The organism is Amycolatopsis sp. TNS106, assembly GCF_019330265.1.
GTDB lineage: Bacteria > Actinomycetota > Actinomycetes > Mycobacteriales > Pseudonocardiaceae > Amycolatopsis > Amycolatopsis lurida.
In genome coordinates, this window is sequence record NZ_CP024972.1 from 5,132,360 (window position 1) to 5,144,389 (window position 12,030).

5 protein-coding genes and 2 rRNA genes are annotated in these 12,030 nt (G+C 63.3%); 1 reads left to right on the plus strand and 6 read right to left on the minus strand.

The annotated features are described in order from the left end of the window. Positions 1 to 47 precede the first annotated feature (47 nt). The 5 genes from CVV72_RS22950 to CVV72_RS22970 form a co-directional block, all read right to left on the minus strand. A 23S ribosomal RNA gene (locus tag CVV72_RS22950) occupies positions 48 to 3,185 on the minus strand. Positions 3,186 to 3,504: 319 nt separating this feature from the next. Then, a 16S ribosomal RNA gene (locus tag CVV72_RS22955) occupies positions 3,505 to 5,023 on the minus strand. Together the 16S and 23S rRNA genes form the textbook arrangement of a ribosomal RNA operon. 397 nt (positions 5,024 to 5,420) lie before the next feature. Then, the gene (locus CVV72_RS22960; RefSeq protein WP_219145754.1) at positions 5,421 to 6,983 is read right to left on the minus strand and encodes an amidase; all 1,563 of its coding nucleotides are present in this window, start codon (positions 6,981 to 6,983) and stop codon (positions 5,421 to 5,423) included. Between the two features lie 14 nt (positions 6,984 to 6,997). Next, the gene (gene glnA, locus CVV72_RS22965) at positions 6,998 to 8,341 is read right to left on the minus strand and encodes a type I glutamate--ammonia ligase (RefSeq protein ID WP_016331613.1); all 1,344 of its coding nucleotides are present in this window, start codon (positions 8,339 to 8,341) and stop codon (positions 6,998 to 7,000) included. Positions 8,342 to 8,409: 68 nt separating this feature from the next. After that, positions 8,410 to 9,675 (minus strand): MFS transporter, encoded by a 1,266-nt coding sequence (locus CVV72_RS22970; RefSeq protein ID WP_219145755.1) that lies wholly within the window; start codon positions 9,673 to 9,675, stop codon positions 8,410 to 8,412. Positions 9,676 to 9,764: 89 nt separating this feature from the next. On the opposite strand from CVV72_RS22970, the gene CVV72_RS22975 reads away from it, so the two are divergent. Beyond that, a complete protein-coding gene (locus tag CVV72_RS22975; protein WP_219145756.1) occupies positions 9,765 to 10,433 on the plus strand; it encodes an LppX_LprAFG lipoprotein in 669 nt (222 codons plus the stop codon). Positions 10,434 to 10,453: 20 nt separating this feature from the next. On the opposite strand, the gene CVV72_RS22980 is transcribed toward CVV72_RS22975, so the two are convergent. Beyond that, positions 10,454 to 12,004 (minus strand): alpha/beta hydrolase, encoded by a 1,551-nt coding sequence (locus tag CVV72_RS22980; RefSeq protein WP_219145757.1) that lies wholly within the window; start codon positions 12,002 to 12,004, stop codon positions 10,454 to 10,456. Positions 12,005 to 12,030: the final 26 nt, after the last annotated feature.

Genomic DNA, 12,030 nt, shown 5'->3' on the forward strand with positions numbered 1-12,030 from the left:
TGGTTGTGTGGTGTTTCAGAGCTGTAGAGTGGATGCGTAACATCTTTGTGGGCAAGTCCTCGGCCTATTAGTACCAGTCAACTCGACAACACATTACTGTGCTTCCATTTCTGGCCTATCAACCCAATGGTCTGTTGGGGGCCTTAACCCACAAGGGGTGGGATACCTCATCTTGGAACAGGCTTCCCGCTTAGATGCCTTCAGCGGTTATCCCTTCCGAACGTGGCCAACCAGCCATGCCACTGGCGTGACAACTGGCATACCAGAGGTTCGTCCGTCCCGGTCCTCTCGTACTAGGGACAGCCTTCCTCAAGTATCCTACGCGCGCGGCGGATAGGGACCGAACTGTCTCACGACGTTCTAAACCCAGCTCGCGTGCCGCTTTAATGGGCGAACAGCCCAACCCTTGGGACCTACTCCGGCCCCAGGATGCGACGAGCCGACATCGAGGTGCCAAACCATGCCGTCGATATGGACTCTTGGGCAAGATCAGCCTGTTATCCCCGGGGTACCTTTTATCCGTTGAGCGACACCCCTTCCACCAGGTGGTGCCGGATCACTAGTCCCGACTTTCGTCCCTGCTCGACATGTCTGTCTCACAGTCAAGCTCCCTTGTGCACTTGCACTCAACACCTGATTGCCAACCAGGCTGAGGGAACCTTTGGGCGCCTCCGTTACTCTTTAGGAGGCAACCGCCCCAGTTAAACTACCCATCAGGCACTGTCCCTGAACCAGATCATGGTCCGAGGTTCAGATTCCCAATCCGACCAGAGTGGTATTTCAACAACGACTCCACCAACACTAGCGTGCCAGCTTCACAGTCTCCCACCTATCCTACACAAGCCGAACCGAAAACCAATACCAAACTATAGTAAAGGTCCCGGGGTCTTTCCGTCCTGCCGCGCGTAACGAGCATCTTTACTCGTAGTGCAATTTCGCCGGGCCTGTGGTTGAGACAGCCGGAAAGTCGTTACGCCATTCGTGCAGGTCGGAACTTACCCGACAAGGAATTTCGCTACCTTAGGATGGTTATAGTTACCACCGCCGTTTACTGGCGCTTAAATTCTCAGCTTCACCCCCAAAGGGGTTAACCGGTCCTCTTAACGTTCCAGCACCGGGCAGGCGTCAGTCCATATACATCGTCTTGCGACTTCGCATGGACCTGTGTTTTTAGTAAACAGTCGCTTTCCGCTGGTCTCTGCGGCCACCCACCCCTAGTCCGCAAGGGACTTCAGAGTGTTTGGCCCCCCTTCTCCCGAAGTTACGGGGGCATTTTGCCGAGTTCCTTAACCACAGTTCACCCGATCGCCTTAGTATTCTCTACCTGACCACCTGTGTTGGTTTGGGGTACGGGCCGTGCACGCACTCGCTAGAGGCTTTTCTCGGCAGCATAGGATCACTCTACTTCGCCTCAATCGGCTACGCATCACGTCTCAACCTTGATGAGCGGCGGATTTGCCTACCACTCGGTCTACACGCTTACACCAGTACTACCACTCACTGGCGGAGCTACCTTCCTGCGTCACCCCATCACTCGACTACTACGGAATCAGATCCCACGCTCCACACAGAAACCTCCGTCCGAAGACATCGGTAACCGGCTTTGGGTGGTTAGTATCAACCGCCTCATCCTGGGCGCACGTGCTCGGGTACGGGAATATCAACCCGTTATCCATCGACTACGCCTGTCGGCCTCGCCTTAGGTCCCGACTTACCCTGGGCGGATTAGCCTGGCCCAGGAACCCTTGGTCATCCGGCGGCAGAGTTTCTCACTCTGCATTCGCTACTCATGCCTGCATTCTCACTCCCACACCCTCCACGACTGGCTTCCGCCGCCGCTTCCCTGGATGCAGGACGCTCCCCTACCCATCAACACGACTAGACGTCCCCGCAAGGAGAACGCCGATCTATATGTGTCAATGACACAGCTTCGGCGGTGTGCTTAAGCCCCGCTACATTGTCGGCGCAGGACCACTTGACCAGTGAGCTATTACGCACTCTTTCAAGGGTGGCTGCTTCTAAGCCAACCTCCTGGTTGTCTGGGCAATCCCACATCCTTTCCCACTGAGCACACACTTAGGGGCCTTAGCTGGTGTTCTGGGCTGTTTCCCTCTCGACGACGAAGCTTATCCCCCGCCGTCTCACTGCCACACTCTCACACCACGGTATTCGGAGTTTGGTTGATTTCGGTAACCCGGTAAGGCCCCTAGACCATCCAGTAGCTCTACCCCCGTGGAGAAACATGTGACGCTGCACCTAAATGCATTTCGGGGAGAACCAGCTATCACGGAGTTTGATTGGCCTTTCACCCCTACCCACAGCTCATCCCCTCAGTTTTCAACCTAAGTGGGTTCGGCCCTCCACGTCGTCTTACCGACGCTTCAGCCTGGCCATGGGTAGATCACTCCGCTTCGGGTCTAGACCACGCGACTCAATCGCCCTATTCAGACTCGCTTTCGCTACGGCTACCCCACACGGGTTAACCTCGCCACGCAGCACTAACTCGCAGGCTCATTCTTCAAAAGGCACGCCATCACCTCAACATCACAAGGATGTGCTCGGGCTCTGACGGCTTGTAGGCACACGGTTTCAGGTACTCTTTCACTCCCCTCCCGGGGTACTTTTCATCTTTCCCTCACGGTACTAGTCCGCTATCGGTCTTCAGGAAGTATTTAGGCTTACCGGGTGGTCCCGGCAGATTCACAGCAAATTCCACGAGCTCGCTGCTACTCGGGAACACCACCAAGGTCCACAAACATGTGTTTTCGCGTACGGGACTCTCACCCACTCCGGTCGCCCATCCCAAGGCGTTCCACTAACACACGCGTAAACCCGAGAACTTGTCAGAATTCTCAAGGCGGGTCCCACAACACCACACACACAACGCCTGACAGCTTGACATGTGCATGGTTTAGCCTCTTCCGCTTTCGCTCGCCACTACTCACGGAATCACGGTTGTTTTCTCTTCCTACGGGTACTGAGATGTTTCACTTCCCCGCGTTCCCTCCACACACCCTATATATTCAGATGCGGGTAACACCACATAACTGGTGCTGGGTTTCCCCATTCGGAAATCCTCGGATCACAGCTCGGTTGACAGCTCCCCGAGGCATATCGCAGCCTCCCACGTCCTTCATCGGCTCCTGAAGCCAAGACATCCACCATGTGCCCTTAACAACTTGACCACAAAGATGCTCGCATCCACTCTACAGTTCTCAAACACCACACCAGAAACAAACAACCTGGGGGGTTAGCCCCTTGGCGTGTTGCCTCAGGACCCAACAGCATGCGTAGTGAACAATTCTTGACTGAATCCGGCGTAACACTTTCCACGCTTCCGGAGAAGCAGTACTCGCCCCCGCTGGCAACCCAATCTCGAACCCTAACCAGTAGTTCCACAATTCCTTGAGCAACCAGAACAAGTACACATTCGGCACTTGAGCCCTGGCCACTCCACCACCGTTGCTCCGGGTATCCCGGCGGGGTGGATGTGTTGCTCCTTAGAAAGGAGGTGATCCAGCCGCACCTTCCGGTACGGCTACCTTGTTACGACTTCGTCCCAATCGCCAGTCCCACCTTCGACCACTCCCCCCGCTTACGCGGTTGGGCCATGGGCTTCGGGTGTTACCGACTTTCATGACGTGACGGGCGGTGTGTACAAGGCCCGGGAACGTATTCACCGCAGCGTTGCTGATCTGCGATTACTAGCGACTCCGACTTCACGCAGTCGAGTTGCAGACTGCGATCCGAACTGAGACCGGCTTTAAGGGATTCGCTCCACCTCGCGGTATCGCAGCCCTCTGTACCAGCCATTGTAGCATGTGTGAAGCCCTGGACATAAGGGGCATGATGACTTGACGTCATCCCCACCTTCCTCCGAGTTGACCCCGGCAGTCTCCCACGAGTCCCCGCCATCACGCGCTGGCAACGTAGGATAAGGGTTGCGCTCGTTGCGGGACTTAACCCAACATCTCACGACACGAGCTGACGACAGCCATGCACCACCTGTACACCAACCACAAGGGAAGCCCTATCTCTAGGGATGTCTGGCGCATGTCAAGCCCAGGTAAGGTTCTTCGCGTTGCATCGAATTAATCCACATGCTCCGCCGCTTGTGCGGGCCCCCGTCAATTCCTTTGAGTTTTAGCCTTGCGGCCGTACTCCCCAGGCGGGGCGCTTAATGCGTTAGCTACGGCACGGACAACGTGGATGTCGCCCACACCTAGCGCCCAACGTTTACAGCGTGGACTACCAGGGTATCTAATCCTGTTCGCTCCCCACGCTTTCGCTCCTCAGCGTCAGTATCGGCCCAGAGACCCGCCTTCGCCACCGGTGTTCCTCCTGATATCTGCGCATTTCACCGCTACACCAGGAATTCCAGTCTCCCCTACCGAACTCAAGTCTGCCCGTATCGCCCGCACGCTCCACGTTAAGCGTGGAGTTTTCACGAACGACGCGACAAACCGCCTACGAGCTCTTTACGCCCAATAATTCCGGACAACGCTCGCACCCTACGTATTACCGCGGCTGCTGGCACGTAGTTAGCCGGTGCTTCTTATCCAGGTACCGTCACTTGCGCTTCGTCCCTGGCGAAAGAGGTTTACAACCCGAAGGCCGTCATCCCTCACGCGGCGTCGCTGCATCAGGCTTGCGCCCATTGTGCAATATTCCCCACTGCTGCCTCCCGTAGGAGTCTGGGCCGTGTCTCAGTCCCAGTGTGGCCGGTCACCCTCTCAGGCCGGCTACCCGTCGTCGCCTTGGTAGGCCATTACCCCACCAACAAGCTGATAGGCCGCGGGCTCATCCTGTACCGCCGGAGCTTTCCACCAAACCCCATGCGAGGCTCAGTCATATCCGGTATTAGACCCAGTTTCCCAGGCTTATCCCAAAGTACAGGGCAGATTGCCCACGTGTTACTCACCCGTTCGCCACTAATCCACCCCGAAAGGCTTCATCGTTCGACTTGCATGTGTTAAGCACGCCGCCAGCGTTCGTCCTGAGCCAGGATCAAACTCTCCAACAATGTCAAATTTGATCGAGGCAAATTTACTTGCTCTCAAAGGAACCTCAAACGAGGTTCAAATACATAAGCTCTACTGGCTTAGTTCACTAGCACACTGTTGAGTTCTCAAGCAACACGCTTTGTTTCAAAGCGATATTCACAAGCTTTTTGGTCGAGCATGCCGAATCCTACACTGTTAGTCGTAGGGGGTCGGCGGCCGCTCGTGGGCCGACGCTGAACATTACCTGGTCCGGTTCGCGGTGTCAACCCGCTCGGCCCTGGTTCCTTGCCTCGGGGCTTTCGGCCCCGGCGGCCCGGTGTTCCTGGCGACGAAGAGAAGATTACATGCCCCGGAACCCCCTGAAAACAGGGGGGTCACTTAACGACATCGCCGCAGGTCAGCCGGTGTGGATCACCCTCATCCGACGGTCTTCAGGTAGCGGGGCGGTTTGCGGGCCGGCGCGACGCGCTCGAAGTCGGCCGCGTAGGCGAGCACTCGGGCGTCCGTCCACTGCCCCGCCATGAACGAGACACCGACCGGGAGCTCGCCGACGAACCCGGCGGGCACGGTCACCGCGGGGTAGCCCGAGACCGCGGCCGGCGTCGAGGACGGGATCACGTCGTTGTCGCCGGTCTTGCAGTCGGTCTTCCAGGCGGGTGGGTTCGTGGGCGCGGCGATCGCGTCGAGGCGGTACTTCGCGAGGGTTTCGTCGATCGAGCGTTTCGCCAGATCGGTGAGCTCGCGTCGCATGGCCTGGTAGGCGGGATCGGACGGCCCGGGCGCGGCGAGTGCCTGCTCGAAAAGCTCTTGCCCGGCGAAGCAGGTCTGCTCCAGGGGGTCGGACCGGTTGTAGGCGATGAGCGCGGCGAGGTCGCGCGGACCTTCCGGGCGTGTGGCCAGGTAGCGATCGATGTCCCGGTGGAACTCGGTGAGCAGCGCCGGGAACTCCAGTTCACCGAGCCTGGCCTGGTACGGCGGCGTCACCTCGACGACCTCGGCACCGGCCTCGACCAGCGAGTTCCTGGTCTTCGTCACGACGGCGTCGACATCCGGGCCGAGGACGGGCAGGCGCCAGAGACCGATCCGGGAGCCCTTCAGCACGCCGGGCCGGAGGTGCGCGGCGTAGTCGGTCGGCTGATTCGGCGGGTACGCACCGGTGGCCGGGTCGCTCGGGTCGCGGCCCTGTAGCGCGGACAGGGTGAGCGCGACGTCGACGACGTGCCTGGCCATCGGGCCCGCGGTGTCCTGTTCGGCCGAGATCGGCACCACGCCGGTGCGGCTGACCAGGCCGAGGCTCGGTTTGTGCCCCACCGTCGCGGTCATCCCGGCCGGGCAGACGATCGAGCCGTCGGTCTCACTGCCGATGGCGACCTGGGCCAGTGACGCGGCAACCCCTGCGGCGGATCCGGCGGACGACCCACACGGGTTGCGGTCGAGCACGTACGGGTTGTTCGTCTGCCCGCCGACGCTCGACCACCCGGAAGTGGGTTTGGCGGCGCGGAAGTTCGCCCATTCCGACAAGTTCACCTTGCCGAGGACCACCGCGCCCGCGTCACGCAGACGGCGGATCAGGGTCGCGTCCTTCTCGGGCTTGCTGCGCAGTGCGCGCGACCCCGCCGTGGTCTGCATGGAGCGGGTGTCGACGTTGTCTTTCACCAGGACGGGGATGCCGTCCAGTGGTCCGCGGCTCTTGCCGGCGCGGCGGCGGACGTCGCTCTCCGCGGCTTGCGCGATCGCGGCCGGATTGACCGCGATGACCGCGTTCACCTTCCGGTCGACCTTGTGGATGCGGTCGAGGTAAGCCGAGGTCAGGCCGACCGCGGTCAGCCGTCCGGAGGACATCCGGGCCTGGAGCGCGGGGATGTCGGCGGAGTCGAGATCGAGTGGCTTCCCGGTGGCGGATGCCGCCGGCGCGGCACTCGCCGCGATGGTCACGGCGACCACTGTCGTCAGAACTCGGAACACCGGTCGCCGCACCATCAGGTCTCCTTCGTCTAGAGAACCGGAAGCAGGGTCCGCAGCTCGTACGGGGTCACCGCGCTGCGGTAGTTGTCCCATTCAACACGTTTGTTGCGAAGGAAGAAGTCGTAAACGTGCTCTCCGAGCGCTTCGGGCAGAAGTTCCGATTTCTCCATCTCCGCCAGCGCCTCCCCCAGGTTCTGCGGGAGCTGGGCATATCCGGCCGCGCGGCGCTCGGCGTCCGAAAGCTGCCAGATGTTGTCTTCGGCGGGAGGCGGGAGCTCGTAGCCCTTCTCGATGCCCTTGAGACCGGCGGCCAGGATGACCGAGTACGCCAGATAGGGGTTGCACGCGGAGTCGAGCGTCCGGATCTCCACGCGGCGTGACGACGCCTTGCCCGGCGAGTACATCGGCACCCTGACCAGCGCGGAGCGGTTGGCGCGGCCCCACGAAACGGTCGTCGGGGCCTCGCTGCCGCTGATCAGCCGCTTGTAGGAGTTCACCCACTGGTTGGTGACGGCCGAGATCTCCTTCGCGTGGTGCAGCAGCCCCGCCACGAAAGCTTTACCCGTCGCCGACAACTCGTACGGGTCTTCCGCGTCGTAGAAGGCGTTGCGATCACCCTCGAACAGGCTCACGTGGGTGTGCATCCCGGAGCCCGGCTGATCGGTGAACGGTTTCGGCATGAAGGTCGCGCGGACGCCCTGCGTGAGCGCGACCTCCTTGACGACGTAGCGGAAGGTCATCACGTTGTCGGCCATGGTCAGCGCGTCGGCGTACCGGAGGTCGATCTCCTGCTGACCGGGCGCGCCCTCGTGGTGGCTGAACTCGACGGAGATCCCCATCGCCTCGAGCGTTTCGATGGCGTGGCGGCGGAAGTGCGTCGCGGTCGCGTGGCTGGCCTGGTCGAAGTAGCCACCGTTGTCGGCGGGCTCGGGCTCGCTGCCGTCGTCCGGCAGGTTGGAGAGCAGGAAGAACTCGATCTCGGGGTGGACGTAGCAGGTGAAACCCGCTTCGCCCGCCTTGGAGAGCTGCCTGCGCAGAACGTGCCGGGGGTCCGCCCAGGACGGGGAGCCGTCGGGCATCGCGATGTCGCAGAACATGCGCGCCGAGTACGGGCCGCCGTCCGGGGTCTCCCACGGCAGGACCTGGAACGTGGCCGGGTCGGGCTTCGCGACCATGTCGGACTCGTAGACCCGGGCGAATCCTTCGATGGCCGATCCGTCGAAGCCGATCCCCTCGCTGAAGGCGCCCTCGAGTTCGGCGGGCGCCACCGCGACGGACTTGAGAAACCCCAGCACATCCGTGAACCAGAGCCTGACGAAACGGATGTCGCGCTCTTCCAAGGTACGGAGCACGAACTCCTGCTGGCGATCCATGGCCGCACCCTAACGAGAACGTGTTAACGACATGTTTCGCGACGCGCCGATCGACCGTAAGTGGTGGATCACCCGACGAGCGCCGGTTCGGGTTTGGCCGCCTTGGTGATCGCCAGCGAAGCGACCGAAGCGACCACGGCGAGGCTCGCCGCGATGTACCAAGCGAGCGCGTAGCTGCCCGATGAATCGCGGATCGCGCCCGCGCCGAAGGCCGCGAGACCCGCGCCGAGCTGGTGGCTGGCGAAGACCCAGCCGAAGACGATCGGCCCGGCGGCGCCGTATTGCCGGACACAGAGCGCGACCGTGGGCGGAACCGTCGCCACCCAGTCGAGGCCGTAGAAGATGATGAACGCCCACATGCTCGGTTCCACCGTTCCGCTCAACAGTTGAGGGAGCAGGGCGAGCGAAACGCCACGAAGGGCGTAGTAGACGCCGAGGAGGATCCGCGGATCGACGCGGTCGGTGAGCCAGCCGGACGCAATCGTGCCGACGACGTCGAAGATCCCAACGAGGGCGAGCAGTCCGGCGGCCGTCGTCTGCGGCATGCCGTGGTCGTGCGCCGCGGGCACGAAGTGGGTGCTGACCAGGCCGTTCGTCGTGGCGCCGCAGATCGCGAAGCCGACGGCGAGCAGCCAGAACGTCCTCGTGCGCGCTGCCGAGCCGAGGACCGAGAGCGCACGGCGCACGGAGCCACCCGTGCGGGCGACTGGGGCGACTTCGCCGGGCTCCGCGCCGTAAGCGGTCAGTCCGACGTCGGACGGGTGATCGCGAACCACCAGGAGAACGACGGGCACGACGGCCAGTGCGGCGATGGCGATGACGAGCGACGCCGTCCGCCAGCCTTCGTCGACGGCCAAATTCGCCACGATCGGAAGGAAGATGAGCTGGCCGGTGGCGCCCGCCGCGGTGAGGACCCCGGTGACGACGCCACGACTGCGGACGAACCAGCGGGCGGCGACCGTCGCGGCGAAACTCATCGCCATCGAGCCGGTGCCGACGCCGACCAGGACGCCCCAGCAGAGGATGAGCTGCCAGCTCGCGTCCATGAACACCGTGCCGCCCGCGCCGAGCGCGACGACGAACAATGCCGTCGAGGCGACGCGCCGCATACCGAAGCGCTCCATGAGAGCTGCGGCGAAGGGCGAGAAGAGGCCGTAGAGGACGAGATTCACGGAGACGGCCGACGCGATCGTCGCGCGCGACCAGCCGAACTCGTTGTGAAGCGGGTCGATGAGCACACCGGGAGCCGCGCGGAAACCGGCGGCGGCGAGCAGGGCGATGAATGCGGCGGCGGCGACGAACCACGCGCGGTGGAGCCGGGTCTGAGGTTGCACGGATACAGCCTCATCAGCGGCGGCTCGCGGCGAAAGCGGCCGGAAGGACACTGTGCGAAAGATTCGGGCCAGGCCATAGGCTCTCGGCCATGCGCTGCCGTCACCTCGTGCCGGCGCTGCTGCTCACGATCGGGCTCATCGGCGGCTGCGCGGGGTCTCCCCCGCTGCCGCCTGCCGAGGAATACGTGAGCGCGGCGGCCGACTCCCTCGTCTCGTTGCGCAGTGTGCGGTTCACGCTCGGGGTGAACGGTGTCGTCACCGGCCTGCCGGTGCGCGGGCTCGACGGCGAAGTCAGTCTGGAGGGTGGCGCGGTCGGTAATGCCGACTTGCAGGACGACTTCGAACGGATGAAGGTCAAGTACCGACTGTCGGGCTCGGAGATCACACTCAGTGGGCCTCGCGAAGAGCGCGTGATTCCGGCTTCGCCGCCGTACACGCCCGAAGCGATGCTCGGGCCTGAAGGCGGGCTTCGGCGGCTGCTGACCGGGGCGACCGACCTGCGGGGAGAGCGATGGGAGCGGGTGCAGGACACCGAGTCGTTCCGGATCGCCGCGAAGGTGCCGGCCGCGGTGATCGGCGGGATCGTGCCGGAGATCAAGTCGGACGTCGTCGTGAAGCTGTGGATCTCGAAGGACGAGCCCCGGCGGCTGGTGCGGGTGTGGCTGCAGGTGCCGCCGTCGAGTCCGGAGGATTTCGCGGTGATGCTGGAACTGGCGTTGACCAGGCATAACGCGGTGGTCATCGGCGCGGGGCGGTAGCAAAGGTCCCTTGCTCCCCGCTAGGAGCAGCGGGTGTCGGGGGCGGGTAGTTCGCCGTCGGTCAGGTAGGCGATGCCGGCTTTGTCGACGCACTCGTTCCCCTCGAGGAAGACCGTGTGCTGCGCGCCCTCGAACGTGAGCAAAGCTCCCTTGAGGTCCCGCGCGAGGTTCACGCCGGACGCGTACGGGGTCGCGGGGTCGTCGGTGGTCGAGATGATCAGGGGCTTCGGCAGGCCGTCGATGTCCGGCTTGTGCACCTCCGAGGTGGCGGGCACGGGCCACACCGAACAGATGTCGAGCTCACTCATGTCCGGGGTGCCACCGGCGAGGAACGGCGCGCCCTGGAGCATCCGCTGGTGGGCGCCTTCGATGACACGTCTGTCGGCGATCCGCGTGCTGTCGACGCAACGGACCGCGAAGTACACGTCGAGGATGCCGGTGTACCGGCCGCCCGTCTCGCGGCCGTAGTAGTTGTCCGCGAGCGCGACCAGGGTTTTGCCGCTTCCCCGTTTCAGCTCGGCGAGCCCGTCGTTGAGGAACTTCCACGCGTCCTGCGAGTACAGCGCGGCGCTGGTCCCGGTGATGGCGTCTTCGAACGAGAGCTTGCGGGTCCCCGCGGGCACCGGTTCGGTGATCAGTGGCCGCACCAGGTCCTGGAAGGCCTTCGTCACCGCGCCCGCGTCCCGGCCGAGCGCGCAGTCTTCGCGAGCGGCGCACCACTTGCCGAATTCGGCGAACGTGTTCTGGAAGCCGGCCATCTGCGTGACCAGCGACTCGGCGGTGTCGAGCTGGGGATCGACCGCACCGTCGAGGAGCAACGCGCGCACCTTGTCCGGATAGGCCTCGGCGTAAGCGGTCCCGATCTGCGTGCCGTAGGAGAAGCCCAGGTAGGTGAGCTTCTCGTCGCCGAGGGCCGAGCGCAGGACGTCGAGGTCGCGCACGACGTCCCTGGTGCCGATGTTGGCGAGCAGCTCTTTACCGTGCTTCGTGCGCTCGGCGCACTTCGCGGCGTACGCCCTGGCGTCGGCGAGTTGCTTCGCGATCCCGCCGGGCGTCGAGTCGCTTTCCGAATCCTCCGCGCGGTCAGCGTCGCGTTCGGCGTCGGTGAGGCAGACGAGTTTCGGTTCGCTGGTCCCCACTCCGCGCGGATCGAATCCGACGATGTCGAAGCGTTCGGCCAGCGCCGCCGCCGGCCTGGACTTAGCGATCCGCGCCGCGGCCGAGGCGCCTGAGCCACCTGGACCGCCCGGATTGAGCACGAGGGAACCGATCCGCCTGCCGGTATTCTTCGTCTTGTGCCGGAGGACGCCGATCGAGATCGTCTCGCCGTCCGGTCTCAGATAGTCGAGCGGCACGGTGAGCTTCGCGCAGTCGAACGCCTTGTCCGCGGAGGACTCACACGCGCCCCATGCCAGCTCCTGCCGAGTGAACTTCTCAAGCGCCTTCGGGTCCGGCGTCGGTGACGCGGTGGTCGTCGGAGACGTCGTCGGCGCGGGCTGCGGCTGCTGCGTCGTGCACGAGGCGACCAGCACGGCGACGACGAGCACGGCCGGGACGCGGCGAAGGCTCATTTCGCGATCTTCGCAGCGTCCCGGCC

What these genes read in the sequence shown, in the direction of transcription:
- CVV72_RS22960 (WP_219145754.1), bottom strand. Translation starts at nt 6,983, where the DNA reads ATGGTGCGGCGACCGGTGTTCCGAGTTCTGACGACAGTGGTCGCCGTG.
- CVV72_RS22980 (WP_219145757.1), bottom strand. Translation starts at nt 12,004, where the DNA reads ATGAGCCTTCGCCGCGTCCCGGCCGTGCTCGTCGTCGCCGTGCTGGTC.
- glnA (WP_016331613.1), bottom strand. Translation starts at nt 8,341, where the DNA reads ATGGATCGCCAGCAGGAGTTCGTGCTCCGTACCTTGGAAGAGCGCGAC.
- CVV72_RS22975 (WP_219145756.1), top strand. Translation starts at nt 9,765, where the DNA reads ATGCGCTGCCGTCACCTCGTGCCGGCGCTGCTGCTCACGATCGGGCTC.